The organism is Nonomuraea sp. NPDC050680 (assembly GCF_040654555.1).
Taxonomy (GTDB): domain Bacteria; phylum Actinomycetota; class Actinomycetes; order Streptosporangiales; family Streptosporangiaceae; genus Nonomuraea.
Window position 1 is genome coordinate 158,732 of record NZ_JBFAIF010000009.1, and the last position, 21,366, is coordinate 180,097.

Genomic DNA, 21,366 nt, shown 5'->3' on the forward strand with positions numbered 1-21,366 from the left:
TTGGCTTGAGCCTCACGTCGCGTGAGGCTCTAGCGTCCGTGGACATGGAATTCATCGTTCAAGACACGCTCACGCCTATGGCCGAGCTGCTGGAGCAGCCGCTGGAGCGGCGTCCCGACCTTCTGCGTGAGCTGCTCGAGCCCATCCGCCAGGTCATACCGGTGCCGGGCGACATCGTCGACATCCACCACCAGGGCAGCGGCTTCCGGGTGGACGCCGAGGACCCGCGTTACCTGCCCGCGCTCCACGCCATGATGGAGGCGGACGTCCTGGGGCAGATCGAGCGCGAGCTGCACCGGGCCGCCGATCGGCTGGCCGGACTCAAGTTGCCCGAGTCGTTGCGGGTCCTGTTCGTGCTGGGCGATCCCGGCAGCGAGCAGCTGATGAAGGTCACGGGCGGCTACTACGGGATGGGCAGCTCGCCTGGCCTGCTGTACCTGCTGGGCTGGCCGTCGGAGGAGATCATCGGCAGGATCGCGCACTGCGCCGTCCACGAGTTCCACCACCAGGCGCGCTACACCAATGTGCCGTGGCACCCGACGGTGGGGGAGCACGTGATCTCCGAAGGGCTGGCGGAGGCGTTCGTACGGGAGCTGTCGGGGGCCGAGGCCATGGGACCGTGGTCGTCGATGGTCAGCGGCGAGGAGCTGGACCGGGCCTACGAGAAGATCATGGCCGACTTCGATCTGGAGGGCATGCACCTCACGTCCGCGTACGTGCTGGGGGACACCACTGTGGCGCGGTTCGGGCAGGAGCCTCGTGGCATTCCCGACATGGCGGGATATGCGGTGGGGTTGCGGCTGGTGGACGCGCACCTGGCCGCCACCGGGATGACGGTCGCGGAGAGCACGGCACTGCCGGTGTCGCAGATCGTGCGGCGGGGCGAGGCTTCGTCCTAGCGGGGTGAGGCTTGGTCTGAGCGGGGTGAGGCTTGGTCGAGCTGAGACTTCGTCTCAGCGGGGGCGAACGAAGCCCGACTCGTAGGCGGCGATCACGGCCTGGGTGCGGTCTCGCGCGCCCAGCTTCGTGAGCACGTTGCCGACGTGCGTCTTGACGGTCTCCTGGCTGACGACCAGCTCGGCGGCGATCTCGCCGTTGGACAGCCCCCTGGTCATCAGCCGCAGCACGTCACCCTCGCGGCCCGTCAGCCGCGCGATGCCGGGCACCGAGGCGGGCCGGGCGTCGGGAGACCGGCGGCCGGCCAGCGTCCGGATCGCGGCCGGGAACAGCAGCGACTCCCCGGCCGCCACCAGTTTGATCGCGTGGACCAGCTCGTCGGGCCTGGTCCGCTTGAGCAGGAACCCGCTGGCGCCCGCCCGCAACGCCTCGTAGACGTAGTCGTCGTTCTCGAACGTGGTCACCACCAGCACCTTGGGCGCCTCGTCCATGGCCACCAGGCGCCGGGTGGCCTGGATGCCGTCCACGGCGGGCATCCGTACGTCCATCAGGACCACGTCGGGCCGCTCGCGGCGCACCACGGGCACCACCGCGGCACCGTCACCGGCCTCGCCGACCACACTCAGCCCCGGCTCGGCGTCGATGATGACGCGCAGACCGGCCCGGATGAGGTCCTCGTCGTCGGCGATCACGACCTTGAGCGTCATGAGACCGACCGTAGTGGCAGCCGGACGGACACGCGCCAGCCGCCCTCCACCGGTCCCGCCTCCAGATCGCCACGCAGCAGCCGGACACGCTCCCGCATACCGGTCACACCCCGGCCACCTGACCGGGCGCCGGGTTCTGTGCCGGACCGGCCGGCCGACCGGCCGCCGTTCGTGGCGGGCCTGTTGGTGATCTCCAGTCTCAGGTCGCCGTCCTGTACGGCGACGGCCAGGCGTACCGGCCCCTGACCGTGTTTGATGGCGTTGGTCAGTGCCTCCTGGACGATCCGGTAGGCCTCCCTGGAGACCACGGCGGGCACGCCGGTCAGGTCGCCCACCTCGGGGCGCACGTCGGCGCCGGTGGTGGCGGCGAGGTCGCCGAGATCGGCCAGCGTCGCCTGCGGCGGCCCGGCCTCCGGGGGCGGGGAGCCATCGCGCAGGACGCCGAGGACGTGGTCGAGGTCGTCAAGGGCGGCGCGGGCCGACTGCTCGATGGCCGCCAGGGCCGTCCTGGCCGTCTCCGGGTCGCGGTCGAGCACCCGTCCGGCCGCGGCGGCCTGGAGGGTGACGACGCTCAGGGCGTGGCCGACGGAGTCGTGCAGTTCGCGCGCCAGCCGGTTGCGCTCGGCCAGCGTACGGGCCTGACGCTCGGCCGCGGCCAGTCGTTCGCCGGGGGTCGGGCCGAGCAGCACGGGGGCGAGCCGGGCCAGCAGGGCGCCCCCGCCGGCCGCCACGAGCACCACCGCGCCGAGCACGGCCAGCCCGATCAGGGGCCAGTACAGCGCCGCCCAGCCCGGCTCGACGTCGAACCCCAGCAGGCGCGCGGGCCCGCCGAAGAACGGCACCGCCAACGTGAAGACCGTGAACGGAATCCCGGCCAGCGTGAACCCGCTCGCCACGCCGCCGACTCCCAGATGGAGGGTGTACCAGGCGGTCGTGCGCCACCGTTCCTCCCACGACCGGCGCGCCTGCCTGGGCGGCGTCTCCACGCCGGCGCCGAGCAGCCCTTGGGCGGCGCTCACCTCCAGCGCACGTACCGGCAGGAACAGCCCGGTCAGCGCCACCACCGGCAGCACCGCCACGAACACCCCGAGCTGGGCGGGCAGGTACATATTGACCGACTGGCCCTGGAGCAGGCCCGACGTGAGGACCCCGGCCATCATGTACGGCATCAGCAGCGCGCCGCCGAGGATCAGGCACGCCCATCGCCGGGGCAGGTTCCATCTCACACTCGCGATTGTATGTCGACGGTTATTCGCTCTCGGTGGAATGCGCCTTTAGAGAAATGCGCCCCAAGCGAAAAGGAGCTGGAATTCCGGCGGTCCGGGTCTAGCGTCGTTGAATAGTTCGAGAGAAAGGCGATTCCATGACGGAGACCCAGCGTGCGGCCTGGCCTGACCAGATAAGCCAGCGCCTGCTGAAGGAGCGCATACTTGTTCTGGGCCAGGAGGTCGACGACGAGATATGCAATCGGCTGTGCGGCGAGCTTCTTTTGCTGGCGGCCGAGGATCCGAATCGGGACATAACGCTTTACATCAATTCGCCCGGCGGATCGGTGACCGCGGGGATGGCTCTCTACGACATGATGCAGTTCGTCCCGTGCGACGTCGCGACGGTCGCGATGGGCTTCGCCGCCTCCATGGGGCAGCTGCTGCTGTGCGCCGGCGCCCCCGGCAAGCGCTACGCGCTGCCCAACGCGCGGATCGTCATGCACCAGCCGCTCGGCGGCATCGGCGGCTCGGCCAGCGACATCCAGATCCAGGCGGAGAACCTGCTCTACACCAAGCGCAGGCTGGCCGAGATCACCGCCCAGCACACCGGCCGGCCGCTGGAGCAGATCCAGGCCGACTCCGACCGCGACCGCTGGTTCACCGCGCAGGAGGCGCTCGACTACGGATTCGTCGACCACATGGCCCAGGGGATGAACTGACATGAGCGGACGTTACGTGCTGCCCTCGTTCACCGAGCGCACCTCTTACGGCATGAAGGAGATGAACCCGTACAACAAACTGTTCGAGGACCGGGTCATCTTCGTGGGCACGCCGATCGACGACACCAGCGCCAACGACGTGATGGCGCAGTTGCTGACGCTGGAGTCGCTCGACCCCGACCAGGACATCAACATGTACATCAACTCGCCGGGCGGCTCGTTCACCGCCATGACGGCGATCTACGACACGATGCAGTTCGTCCGGCCGGAGATCCACACCGTCTGCATCGGCGAGGCCTCCTCGGCCGCCGCGGTGCTGCTGGCGGCGGGCACGCCGGGCAAGCGCGCCGCCCTGCCGCACGCCCGCATCCTGCTGCACCAGCCCGCCACCGAGGGCGGCCGGGGCCAGTCGAGCGACATGGAGATCCACGCCAGGGAGATCCTGCGCATGCGCGACCAGCAGGAGGCCATGCTGGCCAGGCACACGGGCAAGACGGATCTGGAGATCAGGAAGGACATCGAGCGGGACCGGATCTTCACGGCCGAGCAGGCGCGCTCCTATCAATTGATCGACGACATCTACGCCTCCCGGAAGCGGACACTGACCACCGCCCGCTGAAGGGCGCAGGCGGACGCCGGCAGCCGCCGCCCGCTGATGTGCGGAGGCGGACGCCGGCAGCCGCCGCACGCTGAAGGGCGGAAGCGGCCGCCGAAAGTGGGTCGCCGATGCGCGGGAGCGGATACTGACAGTCGCTCGCTGACGCCGGGCGATGACGAGGACCTGCGGGGCGGCCCGTATTGAGCCTGGTGACCGGCGGCCGCCCCGAGGCCTTCGGGGCAAAGGGGCATCCCACCTGACTGACTGCGAAAGCAGGACATATACGCTTCTGGCGGTTCTCGGGGGAAATAGGGGGAGTGGCGTGCCGCTGGAGCATGTGGTGCTGGTGCTGGCGGCTGCCCTGTGCGCGGGCTGGGTCGACGCCGTCGTGGGCGGTGGCGGGCTGGTGCAGTTGCCCGCGGTGATGGTGACGGGCATACCGCCCGTACAAGCGATGGCCACCAACAAGCTCTCCTCGGTCTTCGGCACCGCCTCGGCCGCCGTGACCTACGCGCGCACCACCAAGCTGGACCGGGCGGTCGCGCTGCCCGGCGTGGGGCTGGCCGTGGTCAGCGCCGGGCTCGGCGCCCTGGCCGCGGCCGCGATCTCGGCCGAGGTGCTGCGCCCCGCCGTGATGGCGGTGCTGATCGGCGTGGCCGCCTTCGTGACGCTGCGTCCGGCGATGGGCTCGGTGCCGCAGCCCCATCTGCGGACGAACCGTCGCGTCGTGGCGGCCGTGACGATCGCGGGCGTGGGCATCGCCTTCTACGACGGCATCATGGGGCCGGGGACGGGGACGTTCCTGATCATCGCGTTCACCACGATCCTCGGGCTCGACTTCGTGTCGGCCTCCGCCTCGGCGAAGATCATCAACACCGGGACCAATCTGGGCGCGCTGTTCGTGTTCGCCTGGCAGGGGCATGTGTTGTGGGGGCTGGGCCTGGGGATGGCCGTCTGCAACGTGGCGGGCGCGCAGGTGGGCGCCCGCATGGCGCTCAAGCGCGGCACGGGCTTCGTCCGTGTCGTGCTGCTGTGCGTGGTGGTGGCCATGGTGATCAGGCTGGGCTGGCAGCAGTTCGGCTAGGACCTGACCGGCTGGAACCGACCGCGTTGGGGCCTGACCGGCTGGAACCGACCGCGTTGGGGCCTGACTGGCTGGAACCGACCGCGTTGGGGCCTGACCAGCTAGGACTCGACCAGCTACGATCCGACCGGCTCGGCCGTACGAGTGCGCAGCGCGGTCGCGGCCAGTGCCACGAACGCGGCCAGCAGTGCCGGTACGGCCAGCGCCCGCGGCAGCCCGGAGAGCTCGGCGATGCCCCCGATGAGCACCGGCCCGGACAGGAACCCGAGATAGCCGATGCTCGCCACCCTCGCCAGCGCCCGCCCCGCGAACGCCGGGTCACGATGCCCGGCGGCGGAGAACACCTGCGGCACGATGCACGACAACCCTGCCCCGAAGCACCCGAACCCGGCCACCGCCGCCACGGGATGCCCGATGGTCAGGGCCAGTCCCAGCCCGGCGGCGGCCAGCAGCCCGCATCCGCGCACCAGCGCCACCGGCCCGAAGCGGGCGGCCAGCCGGTCCCCGGCCAGGCGCCCGGCCGTCATCATGATGGAGAACGCGGCATATCCCGCCGCCGCGAACCCCGCCGACGCGGCCAGATCCTCCCGCAGGTAGACCGAGCTCCAGTCGGCCGCCGCGCCCTCGCCGACCAGGCAGCAGAACGCCAGCACGCCGAGGAAGAGGATGCCCTTGGGCAGCCCCGGGCGTACCCCGTCCGCCGGGACCACCGGGGCGGGCCGGGAGCGTAACGCCCATGCCGCCGCCCACGCGGCCAGGAGCGCGACCACCGCCCCGACGGACAGGAACGTGGCGGCGGGGGAGAGCGCCAGGTGCGCGAACAGCCCGCCGCCCGCGGCGCCCGCGAACCCGCCGATGCTGAACACCGCGTGGAACGACGACATGATCGGCCGCCCCCACGCGCGTTCCACCTCCACCGCGTTGGCGTTCATCGAGACGTCCAGCACCCCGTGCACCACGCCGAACCCGAACAGCGCGGCGGCCAGCGTGCCCAGGTTCGCGGCGTAGGCGGGCAGGACGAGCACGGCTCCCTGGAGCAGCGCGGCCGGGATCATGACGCGGCTGCTGCCGTAGCGGTCGACGAGGCGGCCGACCGCCTGCATGCCCGCCACCGCCCCGGCGGCGATGGCCAGCAGCGCCAGGCTCAGTCGTCCGTCGCTCAGCCCGAGATCCTCCTTGATGGCCGGAATCCGGGCCGTCCAGGTGCCCACGGCGGCCCCGGCGAGGAAGAACAGCAGACAAACGGCTACCCGGGCGCGGTTCACGGCGACTCCTGGACGAGGCGGACGGCGATCCGGGAACGCTTCACTGGGACTCCTGGACGAGGCGGACGGTGACCCCGGCGGCCACCAGGGCGTCGTGCTGCTCGCGCGGAATGCCGTCGTCGGTCACCACCACGTCGAGCCGCGTGATCGGGCAGACCGCGCCGAACGCCGTTCTGGCGAACTTGCCCGAGTCGCACGCCACGATCACCCGCCGGGCGGCGGCGATGGCGGCCTGCTTGACGGCCACCTCCGGCAGGTCGTGGGCGGTCAGCCCGTGCTCGGCGGACAGGCCGCAGCAGCCGATGACCGCCGTGTCGAAGCGCAGGGCCTTGATGGAGGTCTCGGTCAGGGGGCCCATGAAGTTCAGCTCGCCCTGCCGTACCTCTCCGCCGGGCAGCACCAGCCGTACGCGCGGCGCGGGGGCCAGTAGTGACACGGACTGGAGCGCCAGCGGGAGCACGGTGAGCCGGCGGTCCAGCAGCGCGCGCGCCACTTCCAGCGCGGTCGTGCCACCGTCCAGCAGCACCGCCTCGCCGTCGGCGATCAAGCCGGCCACCTCGGTGCCGATCCGCTGCTTGGTCTCGACCGCCTCGCGCTCCCGCACGCCGAACGGCGGCTCCTCGCCGCGCAGCAGCAGCGACAGGGCGCCGCCCCTGACCCTGCGGAGCACACCCTGCTGGGCCAGCTCGTCCAGGTCGCGGCGGATCGTCATCTCCGACACACCGTGCTCGGCGGCCAGTTCGGCGACCGAGACGCTGTCGTGGGCGCGGAGGGCGTTCATGATGGACATCACACGTTCCATATGTTCATACAAACACGATGAATGTGCGCAATACAATGGGCCCATGCGCGCCAGCCGTCTGCTCTCCCTCCTGCTGCTCCTGCAGGCGCGCGGCCGGATGACCGCCACCGACCTGGCCGCGGAGCTGGAGGTGTCGGTAAGGACCGTCTATCGCGACGTCGAGGCGCTGTCGGCGGCCGGCGTGCCGGTCTACGCCGATCGCGGCCCGGCGGGCGGCTACCAACTGCTCGACGGCTACCGCACCCGGTTGACCGGGCTGACGGCCGAGGAGGCGTCGTCGCTGTTCCTGGCCGGTCTCCCCGGGCCCGCGGCCGAGCTGGGGCTGTCGGAGGTGGTGGCGAGCGCGGAGCTGAAACTGCTGGCCGCGCTGCCGCCCGAGCCGCGCTCGCACGCCTCCCGGATGCGCGAGCGCTTCCTGATGGACGTACCCGGCTGGTACCGCGACGCCGACGACGTGCCGCATCTCAGTGAGGTGGCCGCCGCGGTCTGGGAGCAGCGGCGGCTGCGGATGACCTACCGGCGCTGGGGCCAACAGGAGGTCGAGCGGGAGGTGAACCCGTACGGGCTCGTGCTCAAGGGCGGCTCCTGGTATCTGATCGCCGCCCCCGACGGGCAGACGCCGCGCACCTACCGGGTGGCGCGCATTCTGGCCCTGGCGACCCTGCCCGGCGGGTTCGACCGGCCCGAGGGCTTCGACCTCGGCGATTTCTGGCAGGACTACTCGCGCGAGTTCCGCGAGCGCATGTACACCGCCGAGGCCGTGATCAAGGTCGCCCCCGGCACGGACAGCCTGCTCGCGTACACGATGGGCAACGACGTCATCACCGCCGCGCTGGCCGAGGGCGGCGAGCCCGACGCGGAGGGCTGGCGCACGCTCACCGTGCCGATCGAGTCGCTCAGGCACGCCCGCTGGCTGCTGCTGCGGCTCGGGGCGAGCGTCGAGGTGCTCGGACCGCCCGAGCTGCGCGCGCTGATGGCCGAGGCGATCGCGGAGCTCGGGAAAATCTACGGCTGAATCCGGGCGATTCTGCCACGATGCCCCACATGTATCTCATCGCATTCGTTGGCGCGTGCATCTTGGTGGCGATGGTTCCCGGGGTCAGTACCGCGATCATTCTCAGACAGACGCTGCGGGCCGGGCGCGGCTGCGGCCTGGCCGCCACCCTGGGCAACGAGAGCGGCATCCTGATCTGGGGGCTGGCCGCCGCGTTCGGCCTGTCGGCGCTGGTGCTGGCCTCGCAGGTGGCCTACGACGTGATGCGCGTCGCGGGCGCGATCCTGCTGGTCGTGATGGGCGCGCAGTCGCTCTGGCAGGCCCGCCGCAAGGACGCGCCGCCGGTCGAGGTGGAGGCGGTCAGCGGGCGGCGCAGGTCGTTCCTGGCCGGATTCGGGACCTGCCTGGCCAATCCGAAGGCGGCGGTGTTCGCGATGTCGTTCCTGCCGCAGTTCGTACCGCGCGGGCAGAACGTCCCGCTCACTCTGGTCACGCTCGCCGTCGTCTGGGTGCTCGTGGACCTGCTCTGGTACGGCCTGCTCATCTGGACCGTCGCCAAGGCCAAGGCGTACCTCGGCCGCCCGGAGGTCAGGCGGCGGCTGGAGCAGATCTCCGGCGTCGTCCTCATCGGGCTCGGCCTGCGGCTCGTCCTGGATTCGCGATGACCGGCCGCTGGGCTACGTTAAGGGGATGACGAACGACCTGGCGACGCTGATGCGGCAGGCGCAGGACGAGGATCCGCTGCGGGCGCTGCAGGCCACCACCGCCTTGCGGCACGAACTCGAGCGCATGGAGGCGGTACAGGTGCGCCGGGCCAGGGTGGCCGGACTGCCGTGGGCGCAGATCGCCAACGCGATCGGGGTGAGCAAGCAGGCCGTGCACAAGAAGTACGGCAGGGGCTAGCGTTCAGCTCTTCAGCGTTCGCGCCATTTGCCGAGGAGTTGGGGCAGTTCCCGTTCCACATACTCGAAGTAGTCGCGCATTCTGGCCAGGTTCGCGCCGGCCACGGTGCCGTCGCCGCCGACCGCCTCGACCGCGGCCGTCGCCTCGCCGGTGATCTGCCGGAAGATCGGCATCTTCGTCAGCGTCAGCTCGTACCAGGCGTCGTCGGGCAGGCGGTAGACGTCGCGGCGGGATCCGGGCACCGGCTCGCGCACCACCAGGTGCATCTGCGTGAGCAGGCGCACCGCGCCGGAGATGGCGGCCGGGCTGACGCCGAGCCGCTCGCCGAGTTCGGCGGCCGTCAGCGTCTGCTCCTCGGACGCCATCATCGTGAACAGCACCCGTGCGGCCATGGGCGGCAAGCCCCAGTCGGAGAAGATCCGTGCCATCCGCTCGACCGTGTGGCGCACGGCCTCCTCGTCACGACTCACAGGCGGATTCTACCGAGATGCGGAACGGTGCTCCCGTCTTCAGACGGGATGGCGTAGGCCCGCGCGCGATCCGACGAGGCCGAGGACGGCGCCGTCAAGCGCTGTCGGGTGTCAGGGCGGCGCGATCGTCACCGTGAGCCGATAGGGCGGGCCGCTCGGGGAGGGCGCGCCGGTCAGTCGGGGACCTTCACGGTGGCGATGCCGAGCGTGCTGGTCATCGGGAGAATGCCCGCCTCGAAGACGGCTCCCAGGACCGGCTGGATGAGCTGGGCCAGCCGATCGGCGCGCTGCTCGCCCAGCTGCCGCCACGGCTCGGCGGCCAGGTCGTCGGTCATCCGCTCGACCTGGTCGCGCAGCGCCCGGCCCTGGTCGGTGGCCTGGCCCTCGGTGTCCACCAGGCCGCGCCCGGCCAGCCGGTCCTGGGCGGCGCCCCACTCGCTCTCGCTCCAGCCGCGCCCGGCGAAGTTGGCCACCGGGGCGCCGCCGACCGCGGCCAAGGAGACCAGCGACTCGCACGGGTCCAGCTCCGCCGCCTGGAGCGCCACCAGGTGGCCGTCGCCGCGGTGCTCGCGCAGCACGGTGGCGGCGTGCCAGAGCGCCAGGTGCGGCTCATCGGGCCAGGGCAGGTCCAGGTTGGCGGCGGCGAAGGGCCGTCCGCCCACCGTCACGCTCTCAGCCACCTGCCGGGCCAGCTCGGCGGCCTCGCCGAGTGCCCCGACCCCGTCGCCGAGCATGGTCCGATAGGTACGGTCCACGGCCCGTTGGCGGGCGCGCAGCACCTGTGCGGGGCTCGCGGTGTCCCAGACGGCCGGAACGTGCTCGGCGATCGTCCGCGGGCTGAAGCTGTAATAGGTGGCGAAGGCCAGGTTCGTGCCCGCGCGGCCCAACGGCGCGGTGCGGTAGGCGAAGTAGCTCGGCCAGCGCGACTCCACGTCGTAGCCGATCGCCGCCGCCTCCTCGAAGGCCTGCGGGGAGAAGTACAGCGCCGCGTGGATCGGCTCCAACTGGTGCCACATGCGCCGGGCGAGTCTTCCATCGATGGACATGCCGATTCCTCACTGTCTAGGTAAGCTATGACAGTGACGATAGACTCCTGGCGCATCACTGGTCAATCGCAAATAGACAGTTATGTTGGCCGGTGGGTGGAGCTCGCCGTCCTCCTGGTGAACGTACTGGCCGTGGGTGAGGCGCATGGGCGCGACCTTGAGCCGCCGGCCGACGGGGCCGCGCGCCGTGCCGCCGTACTCGACGCCACGGCGCGCCTTGAGCGGCCGCCCGCCGGAGCGCTGACCGCCGCCGATGCCGATCACCTGGCGAACGTGGCCGCCGAGCTGCGGCCCGTCTTCGGCGGCGGTCCCGATTCCGTCGTCTCGCTCAACGCGCTGCTGGTACGGTACGCGGCCGTCGCCCACCTGAGTGGAGAGCCGCCCACGCTGGCCTTCCATCAGCCGGGGGCCTCGCTGGTCGACGCCTGGGCCGCCGACATCGGCACCGCGCTGGCCATGGTGATCGGGGTGGGGCAGGGGGTACGGCTGCGGTCGTGCGAGGCGGAGGGCTGCTCGCTGGTCTTCTTCGACGTGACGCGTAACACCTCGCGGCGCTTCTGCGGGTTGTCGTGCCAGAACCGCGCCAAGGCCAGCGCGTACCGCGCCCGGCAGCGGTCCTAGCGAGGGCTGGGCGAGGGCTGGGCGGGGGTTGGGCGGGGCGGGGAGGCTATCGGCGGCCGAGTGCGAGGGGCAGTACGACGTGGTCCACGAGTCGCCGGGCCAGTTCGCCGTCGACGGGCTCGCCGCTCACCAGCGCCCGGAAGAACAGGACCGCCGGGCCCACCTGCCACAGCAGGTCGGTGTCGGCGCTGCGGGACAGCTCGCCCCTGGCCCAGGCCCGCTCGAACACCTCCAGCGTCAACCGGCGACGGGTCGCGACGTAGTTCTGCTGCACCGCGCGGGCCAGGTCGGCGTTGTGCAGGAGTTCGCCGACCAGCCCGGCGATGACATCGCCCAGCCGGGCCAGCTCGCCCACCAGCGATTCCATCAGCCCGAGCAGATCGGCCCGCAGCTCACCCGTGTCGGGTGCCACCGGTGTGGCGGAGACGGCGTTGACGAACGCCGCCACCACCAGTTCCGCCTTGGACGGCCAGCGCCGGTAGACGGTGTGCTTGCCCGCCTTGGCGCGTGCGGCCACGGCGTCGATGGTCAGCCGGTCGTAGCCGGTTTCGCGCAGCACATCGAGCACGACGCCGAGCAGTTCGGCCTCGCGCGCCGGCCCGCCCCGCAAGGGCGTCACGGACATGACTTCAAGAGTAGGCGTCAGCGCTGCCAGACTGTCAGGTCCAAAGTGATGTAGTCACTGTCACCCTCGTTGACCTTCGTCACCTTGACGAGACCGATCGTGCTCTGGCCGAAGACGCACACGAGTCTGCCTTTGGCCTGGTCGGCTTCATAGCTGCTCATGTACTTGGTGTTGTCGACGCACGCCTGGTAGGTGCCGTTCTGCCCGGAGTCGAGCACGGCCATCTTGTCCGCGCGGAGGCCGATGGCGCTGTATTTGACGTCGCCCTCGTTCTCCTTCGGGTGGGTGGGGTCGTCGGTGAAGTTGACCCCGTAGTACTCGGTCACGTTGATCCCCTTGTACGTGCCGAGCAGCGTGCCCGCCTTCGCCCCGGCCACCGAGCCCTCGGTCGCCGTGCCTACAGGACTCGGCGTGGTGTCCCCGGTGTCAGGGGATCCAGTGTCGGTGGGGGGCGTACTCGCGGGTGCCTGTTCGGTGACCGTGACGGTCGCGGCGGGCTGGGCGAGCGGAGTGCCGTCGGCGGCGCCCGGCTTGATCAGCACGGCCGTGACGGCCGCCGCGACCACTGCGGCGGCCACGGCCGCGCCCGCCACGACGCCGAGCCCGAACGTCCGGCGCGTACGGGCCGGAGGAGGCGAGGGCGGAGCCGCGTAGGCGGGCAGGGCATGCGTGAGAGGGGGAGGCAGCCACTCGGGCCCCGGCGCGGGCTGCGCGTAGCGTTCGAGCTCGGCGACCAGGGCGCGTGGCGTCGGCCGGTGCGCGGGGTCCTTGGCCAGGCAGCGGGCGATCAGGTCGCGTAGCTCCGGGGGGCAGCCGTCGAGCTGGGGCTCGTCATGCACCACGCGGTAGAGCACCGCCGGGTCGGGGCCCTCGCCGAACGGCGTACGGCCGGTCGCCGCGAACAGTGCCAAGCCGCCCAGCGCGAACACGTCGACCGGCGGCGCGGCAGGATGCCCGAGCGCCTGCTCGGGCGCCATGAACAGCGGTGTGCCGATGCGGATGCCCGTGCCGGTCAGCGGGGTCGCGTCGACGGCCTTGGCGATGCCGAAGTCGATGACGCGGGGCCCCTCGGGGGACAGCAGCACGTTCGAGGGCTTGAGGTCGCGGTGCACCACCTGCACGGTGTGGATGGCCTGCAGCGCCTCGGCCACGCCGCAGACCATGGTCAGGACCGTCCGGGGCGGGAGCGGGCCGTGCTGGGCGACGGCCTTGTCGAGCGAGGGCCCGGGTACGTAGGCGGTGGCCAGCCAGGGCGTCCTGGAATGGGGATCGGCGTCGACGACGGGCGCGGTGTAGAGGCTCTGCACCCGCTGGACCGCGGCGACCTCCTGCTGGAAGCGCCGCCGGAACTCGGGATCGCCGGTGTATTCGGCGCGGATCACCTTGACGGCCAGGCGCCTGCCGCTCTGGGTGCTGGCGAGGTAGACCTGCCCCATGCCGCCGGCTCCCAGGCGCGCCACCAGACGATAGCCGCCGATCTCGGGAGGGTCTTCAGGGGCGAGGGGCGTGAAGGGGGGATTCACGATCGCACTTTACCACGCTAGTAAATCTACAATGTAAAGGCCGACGCCGCACTCGCGGCGGCGCCGATGGCGAAGCCGGAGATTGACAACATCTCTTCGCGTAGAAGTGTTTGCGAAGAGATGTTGGCAATCTAGAGTAGGGACATGACCTCAGACGTAGTTCTCGATGCCAAGGGCCTGCGGGCCCTGGCCCACCCGGTGCGGGTGGAGCTGGTCCAGTTGCTGCGCAAGTACGGTCCTTCGACGGCCACTCGGCTGGCCGAGCGCCTCAGCGTCAACTCCGGCACGGCCAGCTACCACCTGCGCAGGCTGGCGGCGGCGGGCTTCGTCGAGGAGGACAGCGAACGCGGGAACGCGCGGGAGCGGTGGTGGCGTGCGGTGCACGAGGTGACCCGGCTGACCTCCAGCGACGTGGCCATGCAGGAGCCCGAGGCGCTGATGGCGTACCTGCGCTCCGTGGCGGCCGCGCACAGCCTGCTGACACAGCGCGCGCTGAACGAACTGCAGACCATGCCCCGCCCCTGGTTCGACGCCTTGGACATCAGCCATTGGGCGCTCCGCCTCACCCCGGACGAGGCGGAGCGGCTGCGCGAGGAGCTGCTGTCCGTGATCGACCGCTATCGGCGCGACGCGTCCGAGGAGACGGCTGAGGGTGCCGAACGGGTGTCGCTGGTCATGCACCTGCTGCCGGAGCCGGCCGGATCGGAGCCGGATCTACCATGACTCCTCCTGTGGCCGGGCGGTCCTTACGCCCGCTGGCCGGCGTGCTGGCCGCGATGGCGATGTCGCTGACCGGCACCCGGGTCTCGGCCATCGCGCTGCCCTGGTTCGTGCTCGTCACGACCGGCAGCGCCGCCATGACCGGGCTCGTGGCCTTCTGCGAGATGGCTCCGTACGTCCTGGTCAAGCTGCTCGCGGGGCCACTGGTCGATCACCTGGGCCCGCGCCGGGTCTCGTGGGCCGGCGACGTGGTGAGCGCCGCCGCAGCCGCGGCCGTGGCGCTGCTGCACGCGCTCGACCTGCTGGCCTTCCCGGTGTTGCTCGGCCTGGTGGCGCTGATCGGCGCGGCTCGCGGGCCCGGCGACCTGGCCAAGGAGATCATGGTCCCGGAGGCGGCCGAACGTGGCCGGATACCGCTGGAGCGGGCCGCGGCACTGTCGGGCGTGACCGAACGGCTGGCCGCCACCTTGGGCCCGGCGATGGGCGGGGCGCTGGTGGCGCTGGCCGGTCCGCTGGTGGGGCTGGCGGTCAGCGGGGCCTGCTTCGCGCTCGGCTCCGTCGTCATCGTGTGGGCGCTGCCACGCGCCCAGGCACCGTACGCGGGCGCCCCGATCCACGCCCAGACGCCAGACCCTCAGAACGACCCGATCCCCGTACGGGAGCCTGGCGAGGGTTCGGTCCTTGATTCGGCGGGCGGTGAGGGGGAGCGGGCGAGCTACTGGCGGCGCTTCGCCGAGGGGGTCGCCTTTCTGCGCGCCGAGCCGATGCTGCTGGCCCTCACCCTCATGGTCGCCGTGACGAATCTGCTGGACGCCGCGTTCGCCCAGGTACTCGTGCCGGTGTGGGCCCGGGAGTCCGGCCACGGCCCGGCCGTGATCGGGCTGAACAGCGCCGTCATGGGGTTGGCGGCGGTCGGCGGGAGCCTGGTGGCCGCCGCGGTGGCGCACCGGATGCGGCGGCGGGTGGTGTTCTTCGTGGCCTTCCTGGTGGCGGGGCCGCCGAGGTACCTGGTCCTGGCGATGGACGCGCCGGTGTGGGCGATGCTGGTCGTGTTCGCGCTGAGTGGGCTCGGCGGGGGGCTCATCAACCCGATTCTGGGCGCCATACTCTTCGAGCGGGTGCCGCGCCGGCTGCTGGGGCGGGTCAACGCGCTGGGAGACTCGCTGGCCTGGGCCGGGATTCCGCTGGGCGGGCTCATGGCCGGCGCGGCGGTGGCCGCCGCCGGACTGTCACCGGTGCTGGTCGCGTGCGGGGCGGTCTATTTCCTCACCATCGGGCTGACCGGGTTGCGTCGTGAATGGCGGCAGATGGACCAGTCTCGTGGCGTGGGCTCGCCCTCGGCACCGGCCTCAGCGGAGAGCAGCCACAGCCCATGACGCGGGGGATGCCGGCCCCGACGGCCTGTCCGGCCGAGCACTAATCTGTGGGCGTGTCCTCCTACCTCACCCTCAGCGCCGCCATCGAGCACGAGACGGAGGCCCGCCGCTCTCGTTTCGTCTGCGCGCTCGCTCCGGCGAGGACACCCGCGGAAGCCTCGGCCTTCATCGCCGAACGCCGCCACCTGCACCCGAGCGCCTCCCACAACTGCACGGCCTACGTGATCGGCGACGACCGCAAGGGCGACGACGACGGCGAACCAGGCGGCACGGCGGGCACCCCCATGCTCCAGGCCCTGACCGGCAGAGGCTTCAACGAGGTGGTGGCGGTGGTGACCCGCTACTTCGGCGGCACCCTCCTGGGCGCCGGCGGCCTGGTCCGCGCCTACAGCTCCGCGGTGACGGAGACCCTGGACCAGGCGGTACCGATCCGGATGATCCCGGCGACCCTCATCCAGGTGATGGTGGCCCACGACCAGGCAGGCCGCATAGAGAACGACCTCAGGGCATCCAGACACCCCATCAGGGAGGTGTCCTACGGCAGCAAGGTCGTCTTCACGGTGGCGGTGGCGGACGACGAGACGGCGACCTTCACGGACTGGGTGGCCACCCTGACAGCAGGCAGGGCTCAGGTGACACCGGGCAACAGAATCCACGTAGCGGGTTGAGAACGCGGCCGTAACGGCGGCCGACCCCGTGCGGGCTCAGCGGCCGTGTCCCTGGAGGCCCTCAGCCACGTGCGGCGTCTGGGGCCTCCCGTGCTGTGCCGTAACAAAAATCACGAAAAATCACCCTTCAAGGGCGTACTGCATGACGCGGAACTTCGCCTGCGCTTCGGCGAGTTCGGAGCTCGGGTCGGAGTCGCCCATGATGCCGGCGCCCGCGAACAGCCGCGCCCGGCGCCCCCGGACGATCCCCGACCGCAGCGCGATCCCCCACTCCCCGTCCCCGTGCACGTCGATCCACCCGACCGGCCCCGCGTAGCCCGCGCGATCCATCCCCTCCAGCTCTCGGATCACCTTGATGGCGGTGTCGGTGGGCGTGCCGCCCACGGCCGCGGTCGGGTGCATGGCGGCGACCACGTCGAGCACCGACGCGCCGTCGGCCAGACGCCCGGTGACGTGGCTGGCCAGGTGCTGGACGTTGGGCAGCATGAGCAGCTCCGGCTCGTCGGGAGTCTGCAGCGACGAGCACAGCGGGGCGAGCGTCTCGCGTACGGACGCGATCGCGCACTCGTGCTCGTGCCGGTCCTTGGCCGAGGCGAACAGCGCCGCGCCGCGCGCCAGGTCGTCGGCCGGACCGGTGCCGCGCGGCGTGGTGCCGGCCAGGACGAGCGACTCGATCTCCTTGCCGGTGCGCCGGATGAGCAGCTCGGGGGTGGCGCCGACCAGGCCGGCGACGGAGAAGGTGTAGCAGTCGGGGTAGCGCTGGGCGAGGCGGTCGAGCAGGAGGCGTACGTCGATCGGCCGCTCGGCCGTGGCGATCAGGTCGCGGGCCAGGACGACCTTCTCCAGTTCGCCCTCGCGGATGCGCCGGGAGGCCTGGGCGACGACATGCTCCCATTGCGGGGCGGACAGGCTGCCGTCACCGTAGCTGATGCGGCCCGGATCGCGTACGGGAGTGAGGGGTTCGAGCCGCGCGTCGCCGATGGTGGTGAGCCAGGCGCGGCCGTCACGCCGGGCGAGTACGGCCTGCGGCACGACGAGGACGGAGCCGGCGGCGTTCTCGTCGAAGGTGAAGGAGCCGAAGGCGACGGGCCCGACGCCGGGCATACCGCCGGGACCGTCGAGGTAGGCGTCCATGTGGGCGTCGCCGAACAGGTCGGCGAGCCACCGGCTCGCCCAGGCGAACCGGTCGGGACCTGCGGGAACGGCCACCCGCGCGGCCTCACCCCAGCCGACGAGTCCTTCGCCGTGCCTGATCCAGGCGTAGGGGGCGGCGGTCCGGGGCAGGGAGGCCAGCAAGTCACCGGGGTCACCTATGGGGGTGGTGCGAACCGGTAGCGGGCGGGTGGTTCCGAGCGCGACACTCACCCAGACACTCTATGCGGGAACTGAACACGTTCGACTGGGACCCCCGTGAATGACCGGTTACGGTCAATGAACCCAGATAAAGGGGGAACCCGCATGATATTCGGAGCATCCCCATCGGATCAGGACTGTCAAGCAGCGATATGAACACGGTCCCGAGATGGCAGATGTTGCCTTGACGACATAGTCGGCCTCCGCGCCCATCCCTACTTTGGGCCGCATGATCACTCGTCTCACACCCCTCTTCGCCGCTGCCCTCGTTCTCCTCGGTTCCGGTACGGCACACGCGTCCTCGGCGGAGCCGGTCCCAGAGGTCATGGCGGCGTTGGGAGACTCGGTCTCAGCGGGGTTCAACGCGTGCGGCTGGTACGTCTCGTGCACCTCCCGCTCCTGGTCGGCGGGGGACAACGCCGAGGTGACCAGCCATTACCTGCGATTGGCCGGGCTGAGCCGGTCGATCACGGGGCACAACCGCAACTTCGCGGTGCCCGGGTCGACGAGCGCGGACCTGATGGGTCAGGTGAAGCAGGCGATCACCGCCAAGGCGACATATGTCACCATCCTCATCGGCGCCCAGGACGCGTGCAAGCCGGCGGAGAAGGACATGACGCCCGTGCGGGTCTACCGGCAGCGGCTCGACGCGGCTCTGGCGGAATTGCGGGCCGGGGTGCCGGGCATCAGGGTGTTCTTCGCCAGCATTCCCGACCTGCGCCGGTTGTGGCAGGTCGGCAAGAGCAACGCGCTGGCGCGCACGTTCTGGACGCTCGGCCGGATCTGCCCCACGATGCTCGCCTCCCCTTCGTCGGGCAAGCCCGCGGACGTGGCGCGGCGGGCCCGGGTACGCGCGCGGGTGATGGACTACAACCACGAGGCCGCCGAGGCGTGCGCGACGCTGGGACCCGCGTGCCGTACGGACGGGGGTGCGGTGTTCGCCTACCCGTTCACGCTCGACCAGGTCAGCAAGTGGGACTACTTCCACCCCAATGCCCAAGGGCAGCGGGTCCTGGCCCAGTTGACGTTCAAGAACGGTTTCGAGTGGATCGACGTGCTCTGAGCAGCCGTGGTGCCGCGGTGGTCAGCGGCACTGGGCGAGCATGGCGTTCTTGTCCGCGCGGGTGACGGGCAGGTCGTACTTGAGCGCGACCTGGGCGAAGCGGGTGACGTAGGCGCAGCGGATACGGTGTTGCGGCGGCAGCCAGCCCGCCGGTCCCGAGGCGTCCTTCTGCTCGTTGGCGGCGCCGTAGACGGGCAGCAGGTTGAGCGGGTCGTTGGCGAAGTCGAGGCGCTTGGACATCGACCAGCGCGGCGTGCCCATCCGCCAGCCGTAGGCGAGCGGAATGACATGGTCGACCTGGATCTCGTCGGCGTGGTCCTTGCGCCAGTCGATGGTCCGGCCGGTGTAGGGGTCGGTCAGGATGAGGGAGACGACCTCGCAGCGGGAGCCCTGGCGATACTTGACGTCGTGACCGTCGCGGGCGAGCAGGTCGTCGCGGGTGCGGCAGCCGTTGCGGGCGTACGGGACGCCGGTGGCGGTGTCGGCCCAGTTGTCGCCGTATCTGGTCCGCTCGTAGCCGGTCTTGGGGCCGCGGCCCTTGACCCGGAGCCGCTTGATGAGGGTGCGGGCGCTGGCCCGGTCGGCGTCGGTGGCGATGGGGGCGAGTCCTGGGCGGGTTCCGCTGGTGTTGGTGAGAGGACTGGCCGCGGTGGCCGGGCTGGTCTTGGTGCCGCCGATGAGGGAGACGACCAGCACGCCCCCTGCCAGGAGGGCGATCGTTTCCTTTGTGCTCAAGTACGCCTCCGGGATTCTTGGGCACAGGTTCTCTAGAGATCAATTCCCGACATTGTGGTGTTTGACACGGTGAGAGGTTTGAGGCCGCCGAGGGAGGGGTGTATAGCGCACGGTCCTGTTGCTCCGGATGTGGAGGCTCCATGCTCCGGGGCAGTCGGCGGAAAAGGTGGTGGCCGTTTCTCTGTTGGCGGAGTAATGATGTAAGCAACTGAGAACCTGCAGCGGCTGATGTTCGCCGAGGCGATCGGGCGGCCCCTGCCGATCACGGTCCACCGCAACGGAGCGCTGGTGGACGTCATCGCGGAGCCGGTCGAGCTGACGAGCCGTACCTGACCGCCTTGAGGAGCCCGAGGAGTCGTACCTGACCGCCCTGACCGGCCCTGACAGTCGGCCCTGGGACGTCCGCCCGGAACGATCGGGGGCGCGGACGTCCTCGGTCAGCCGTCAGCCGTCAGCCGTCAGCCGTCAGGCGCCCGTCAGGAGGACCGCGGAGTCCGCGCGGGCTCGGCCGGTGCCGGTGCCGGTTCGGACGATGCCGGTTCGGACGATGCCGGTTCGGACGATGCCGGTTCCGCGGGCGTGCGCGTCGGACGGACGTAGGTGCCGTTGCGGCGGGCCAGGAGCTCCTCGAACAGGGCGTCCCACTGGGCGCCGATGACGTCCACGTCGTACGTGCGCGCCGTCTCCAGCGCCCCGGCCGCCAGGCGGCGGCGCAGTTCCTCGTCCTCGATGACGCGCAGGAGCGAGGTGGCGAGGTTGGCGTTGGTACGCGGCTTGACCAGCAGCCCGTCGACCTCGTCGGTGATCATTTCCTTCGGCCCGTGCGGGCTGTTGAAGCTGACGATGGCCAGCCCCTTGGCCATGGCCTCCAGGATGGTCATCGGGAAGCCCTCGTGGCGCGAGCTGAGCACGAAGACGGACGCCTTCTCCAGTTCGGCGCCGACGTCGCTGGTGGCGCCGGGCAGCTCGATCTGGCCTTCGAGACCCGCCTCGATCACCTGCTGGCGCAGGTTGTCCTCCTGGGGGCCGGCGCCGAAGATGCGCAGCTTCCAGTCGGGGTGGGTCTTGGCGACCTCTTCCCAGGCGACGATGAGCCGGTGGAAGCCCTTGAGGCGGGTCAGCCTGCCGACGGCGATGACGACCTTGGCGTCGAGCTTGGCCAGGTCGCCGGTCATCGGCGGTACGGCGTTGGGGATGCGGATCAGCCGCTTCGGCTTCTTGGGCAGGGCGGCGCGATAGTCGCGCAGGTCGGCCTTGGTGAGGGTGGCCAGGGCGTCGAAGCGGCGGTAGCGCCACTTGATCAGCTCCTGCACCGCCTCCGGCTGGGTGCGCAGCGCCACGTGCTCCTGGCCGATGGTGATGACGCTCGGCAGAGCTAACTGGGCCATCGCCAGGTTGAGGCCGGGCCTGGTGGAGATGAGGATCCCGGTGTCGAGCGAGCGGATGTAGCGGGCCAGCTTCAGGTCGGTCCACAGGTTGAAGCGGTGGAACGCCGACTCCTCCGGCGGGATGAGCTTGCTCGGCCTCTTCGACAGCATCGCGCGTACCGGGTCCGGGCCCGGGTTCAGCCGGTCGTCCAGGAAGCGGAACTTGACCCGCGGGTCGATCGGGAAGAAGGGCTCCTCGGCCTCCTTCAGGATGCTGACGATCTCCACGTCGTGGTTCTCGGCCAGATAACTGGCGAGGTTGAAGACGGTCCTGATCGTGCCGCCCATGCCGTACGCGTGCAGGATCAGGATCCTGACCTTGTCCGTGGACGGCGGCGGCGCCTTGCGCACCTTGCGGCGGTTGTAGCCCTTGTACAGCCGGACCATCGCCGACCTGCCCTTGCGTGCCAGTGCGCGCACCTGAGAAGTCCCCCTTGAACCGAGAGTGTCACTACACAAGTGGCCTGTGGCGATCTGTGCGAATTCGCCACCGGCTTATTGTCCCGCTTCGGTGGAGTGTCCTGTCCATCCCCGAGGACTAACCCCACACATGATCTATAGA

General features: G+C 70.8%; 23 protein-coding genes. 12 read left to right on the plus strand and 11 right to left on the minus strand.

From position 1 onward, the window contains the following. Positions 1 to 44 precede the first annotated feature (44 nt). Positions 45 to 899, plus strand: a complete 855-nt coding sequence (locus AB0H88_RS28585) for a DUF2268 domain-containing putative Zn-dependent protease (protein WP_357649644.1) — start codon at positions 45 to 47, stop codon at positions 897 to 899. 54 nt (positions 900 to 953) lie between these two features. On the opposite strand, the gene AB0H88_RS28590 is transcribed toward AB0H88_RS28585, so the two are convergent. Both AB0H88_RS28590 and AB0H88_RS28595 read right to left on the minus strand, forming a co-directional pair. Beyond that, complete coding sequence (locus AB0H88_RS28590) at positions 954 to 1,604, minus strand: response regulator transcription factor (protein ID WP_357649646.1); 651 nt, start codon at positions 1,602 to 1,604, stop codon at positions 954 to 956. Continuing rightward, entirely contained in the window at positions 1,601 to 2,830 is a 1,230-nt protein-coding gene (locus AB0H88_RS28595) for a histidine kinase (protein ID WP_357649648.1), read from the minus strand. The genes AB0H88_RS28590 and AB0H88_RS28595 overlap by 4 nt, the downstream gene beginning before the upstream one ends. 137 nt (positions 2,831 to 2,967) lie before the next feature. Here AB0H88_RS28595 and AB0H88_RS28600 point away from each other — a divergent pair, with 137 nt between their 5' ends. The 3 genes from AB0H88_RS28600 (at position 2,968) to AB0H88_RS28610 (ending at position 5,213) form a co-directional block, all read left to right on the plus strand. Beyond that, positions 2,968 to 3,531, plus strand: a complete 564-nt coding sequence (locus tag AB0H88_RS28600) for an ATP-dependent Clp protease proteolytic subunit (RefSeq protein WP_357649650.1) — start codon at positions 2,968 to 2,970, stop codon at positions 3,529 to 3,531. A 1-nt stretch (position 3,532) separates the two neighbouring features. Next, positions 3,533 to 4,150 (plus strand): ATP-dependent Clp protease proteolytic subunit, encoded by a 618-nt coding sequence (locus AB0H88_RS28605; RefSeq protein WP_357649652.1) that lies wholly within the window; start codon positions 3,533 to 3,535, stop codon positions 4,148 to 4,150. Positions 4,151 to 4,451: 301 nt separating this feature from the next. Continuing rightward, positions 4,452 to 5,213 (plus strand): TSUP family transporter, encoded by a 762-nt coding sequence (locus tag AB0H88_RS28610; protein WP_357649654.1) that lies wholly within the window; start codon positions 4,452 to 4,454, stop codon positions 5,211 to 5,213. A gap of 116 nt (positions 5,214 to 5,329) precedes the next feature. Here AB0H88_RS28610 and AB0H88_RS28615 read toward each other — a convergent pair whose 3' ends face one another. Together AB0H88_RS28615 and AB0H88_RS28620 are read right to left on the minus strand one after the other, a co-directional pair. Continuing rightward, a complete protein-coding gene (locus AB0H88_RS28615) occupies positions 5,330 to 6,478 on the minus strand; it encodes an MFS transporter (RefSeq protein ID WP_357649656.1) in 1,149 nt (382 codons plus the stop codon). 40 nt (positions 6,479 to 6,518) lie between these two features. Then, positions 6,519 to 7,268 carry a DeoR/GlpR family DNA-binding transcription regulator gene (locus AB0H88_RS28620; protein ID WP_357649658.1) on the minus strand — a complete coding sequence of 250 codons (750 nt, stop codon included), beginning with the start codon at positions 7,266 to 7,268 and terminating at the stop codon, positions 6,519 to 6,521. Positions 7,269 to 7,323: 55 nt separating this feature from the next. Between AB0H88_RS28620 and AB0H88_RS28625 the strand changes: the two genes are divergently transcribed. From AB0H88_RS28625 to AB0H88_RS28635, 3 genes are read left to right on the plus strand one after another with little or no spacing between them, the layout of a single operon-like run. Then, positions 7,324 to 8,295, plus strand: a complete 972-nt coding sequence (locus AB0H88_RS28625) for a YafY family protein (protein ID WP_357649660.1) — start codon at positions 7,324 to 7,326, stop codon at positions 8,293 to 8,295. Between the two features lie 29 nt (positions 8,296 to 8,324). Continuing rightward, a complete protein-coding gene (locus tag AB0H88_RS28630) occupies positions 8,325 to 8,939 on the plus strand; it encodes a LysE family translocator (RefSeq protein WP_357649662.1) in 615 nt (204 codons plus the stop codon). Between the two features lie 25 nt (positions 8,940 to 8,964). Next, positions 8,965 to 9,177 carry a hypothetical protein gene (locus AB0H88_RS28635; RefSeq protein ID WP_225291204.1) on the plus strand — a complete coding sequence of 71 codons (213 nt, stop codon included), beginning with the start codon at positions 8,965 to 8,967 and terminating at the stop codon, positions 9,175 to 9,177. Between the two features lie 11 nt (positions 9,178 to 9,188). Here AB0H88_RS28635 and AB0H88_RS28640 read toward each other — a convergent pair whose 3' ends face one another. Both AB0H88_RS28640 and AB0H88_RS28645 read right to left on the minus strand, forming a co-directional pair. Beyond that, positions 9,189 to 9,647 carry a MarR family transcriptional regulator gene (locus AB0H88_RS28640; RefSeq protein ID WP_357649665.1) on the minus strand — a complete coding sequence of 153 codons (459 nt, stop codon included), beginning with the start codon at positions 9,645 to 9,647 and terminating at the stop codon, positions 9,189 to 9,191. Between the two features lie 173 nt (positions 9,648 to 9,820). Continuing rightward, a complete protein-coding gene (locus AB0H88_RS28645; protein WP_357649667.1) occupies positions 9,821 to 10,693 on the minus strand; it encodes a hypothetical protein in 873 nt (290 codons plus the stop codon). A 96-nt stretch (positions 10,694 to 10,789) separates the two neighbouring features. Here AB0H88_RS28645 and AB0H88_RS28650 point away from each other — a divergent pair, with 96 nt between their 5' ends. Beyond that, positions 10,790 to 11,314 carry a CGNR zinc finger domain-containing protein gene (locus AB0H88_RS28650; protein ID WP_357649669.1) on the plus strand — a complete coding sequence of 175 codons (525 nt, stop codon included), beginning with the start codon at positions 10,790 to 10,792 and terminating at the stop codon, positions 11,312 to 11,314. 46 nt (positions 11,315 to 11,360) lie between these two features. On the opposite strand, the gene AB0H88_RS28655 is transcribed toward AB0H88_RS28650, so the two are convergent. Both AB0H88_RS28655 and AB0H88_RS28660 read right to left on the minus strand, forming a co-directional pair. Further along, on the minus strand, positions 11,361 to 11,939 hold the full coding sequence (locus AB0H88_RS28655) for a TetR/AcrR family transcriptional regulator (RefSeq protein WP_357649671.1): 579 nt from the start codon (positions 11,937 to 11,939) through the stop codon (positions 11,361 to 11,363). Positions 11,940 to 11,956: 17 nt separating this feature from the next. Further along, complete coding sequence (locus AB0H88_RS28660; RefSeq protein WP_357649673.1) at positions 11,957 to 13,462, minus strand: serine/threonine-protein kinase; 1,506 nt, start codon at positions 13,460 to 13,462, stop codon at positions 11,957 to 11,959. A 144-nt stretch (positions 13,463 to 13,606) separates the two neighbouring features. On the opposite strand from AB0H88_RS28660, the gene AB0H88_RS28665 reads away from it, so the two are divergent. From AB0H88_RS28665 to AB0H88_RS28675, 3 genes are read left to right on the plus strand one after another with little or no spacing between them, the layout of a single operon-like run. Beyond that, positions 13,607 to 14,185, plus strand: coding sequence for a helix-turn-helix domain-containing protein (locus AB0H88_RS28665; protein WP_357649675.1), 579 nt, complete (start codon positions 13,607 to 13,609; stop codon positions 14,183 to 14,185). Further along, positions 14,182 to 15,558, plus strand: coding sequence for an MFS transporter (locus AB0H88_RS28670; protein WP_357649677.1), 1,377 nt, complete (start codon positions 14,182 to 14,184; stop codon positions 15,556 to 15,558). The genes AB0H88_RS28665 and AB0H88_RS28670 overlap by 4 nt, the downstream gene beginning before the upstream one ends. 53 nt (positions 15,559 to 15,611) lie before the next feature. Then, a complete protein-coding gene (locus tag AB0H88_RS28675) occupies positions 15,612 to 16,226 on the plus strand; it encodes a YigZ family protein (RefSeq protein ID WP_357649679.1) in 615 nt (204 codons plus the stop codon). Positions 16,227 to 16,346: 120 nt separating this feature from the next. On the opposite strand, the gene AB0H88_RS28680 is transcribed toward AB0H88_RS28675, so the two are convergent. After that, the gene (locus AB0H88_RS28680) at positions 16,347 to 17,591 is read right to left on the minus strand and encodes an isochorismate synthase (RefSeq protein WP_357649680.1); all 1,245 of its coding nucleotides are present in this window, start codon (positions 17,589 to 17,591) and stop codon (positions 16,347 to 16,349) included. A 217-nt stretch (positions 17,592 to 17,808) separates the two neighbouring features. Here AB0H88_RS28680 and AB0H88_RS28685 point away from each other — a divergent pair, with 217 nt between their 5' ends. Further along, positions 17,809 to 18,642 carry an SGNH/GDSL hydrolase family protein gene (locus AB0H88_RS28685; RefSeq protein WP_357649681.1) on the plus strand — a complete coding sequence of 278 codons (834 nt, stop codon included), beginning with the start codon at positions 17,809 to 17,811 and terminating at the stop codon, positions 18,640 to 18,642. A gap of 21 nt (positions 18,643 to 18,663) precedes the next feature. Here the strand turns inward: AB0H88_RS28685 and AB0H88_RS28690 are convergent, their stop codons facing one another. Both AB0H88_RS28690 and AB0H88_RS28695 read right to left on the minus strand, forming a co-directional pair. Further along, entirely contained in the window at positions 18,664 to 19,377 is a 714-nt protein-coding gene (locus AB0H88_RS28690) for an HNH endonuclease family protein (protein WP_357649682.1), read from the minus strand. 476 nt (positions 19,378 to 19,853) lie between these two features. After that, a complete protein-coding gene (locus AB0H88_RS28695) occupies positions 19,854 to 21,224 on the minus strand; it encodes a glycosyltransferase family 4 protein (protein WP_357649683.1) in 1,371 nt (456 codons plus the stop codon). Between the last annotated feature and the right edge of the window lie 142 nt (positions 21,225 to 21,366).

Excerpts from the sequence above, each read along its gene's own strand:
- AB0H88_RS28585 (WP_357649644.1), top strand. The coding sequence starts at position 45 with ATGGAATTCATCGTTCAAGACACGCTCACGCCTATGGCCGAGCTGCTG.
- AB0H88_RS28590 (WP_357649646.1), bottom strand. The coding sequence starts at position 1,604 with ATGACGCTCAAGGTCGTGATCGCCGACGACGAGGACCTCATCCGGGCC.
- AB0H88_RS28600 (WP_357649650.1), top strand. The coding sequence starts at position 2,968 with ATGACGGAGACCCAGCGTGCGGCCTGGCCTGACCAGATAAGCCAGCGC.
- AB0H88_RS28605 (WP_357649652.1), top strand. The coding sequence starts at position 3,533 with ATGAGCGGACGTTACGTGCTGCCCTCGTTCACCGAGCGCACCTCTTAC.
- AB0H88_RS28620 (WP_357649658.1), bottom strand. The coding sequence starts at position 7,268 with ATGTCCATCATGAACGCCCTCCGCGCCCACGACAGCGTCTCGGTCGCC.
- AB0H88_RS28625 (WP_357649660.1), top strand. The coding sequence starts at position 7,324 with ATGCGCGCCAGCCGTCTGCTCTCCCTCCTGCTGCTCCTGCAGGCGCGC.
- AB0H88_RS28630 (WP_357649662.1), top strand. The coding sequence starts at position 8,325 with ATGTATCTCATCGCATTCGTTGGCGCGTGCATCTTGGTGGCGATGGTT.
- AB0H88_RS28635 (WP_225291204.1), top strand. The coding sequence starts at position 8,965 with ATGACGAACGACCTGGCGACGCTGATGCGGCAGGCGCAGGACGAGGAT.
- AB0H88_RS28645 (WP_357649667.1), bottom strand. The coding sequence starts at position 10,693 with ATGTCCATCGATGGAAGACTCGCCCGGCGCATGTGGCACCAGTTGGAG.
- AB0H88_RS28655 (WP_357649671.1), bottom strand. The coding sequence starts at position 11,939 with ATGTCCGTGACGCCCTTGCGGGGCGGGCCGGCGCGCGAGGCCGAACTG.
- AB0H88_RS28665 (WP_357649675.1), top strand. The coding sequence starts at position 13,607 with ATGACCTCAGACGTAGTTCTCGATGCCAAGGGCCTGCGGGCCCTGGCC.
- AB0H88_RS28670 (WP_357649677.1), top strand. The coding sequence starts at position 14,182 with ATGACTCCTCCTGTGGCCGGGCGGTCCTTACGCCCGCTGGCCGGCGTG.
- AB0H88_RS28685 (WP_357649681.1), top strand. The coding sequence starts at position 17,809 with ATGATCACTCGTCTCACACCCCTCTTCGCCGCTGCCCTCGTTCTCCTC.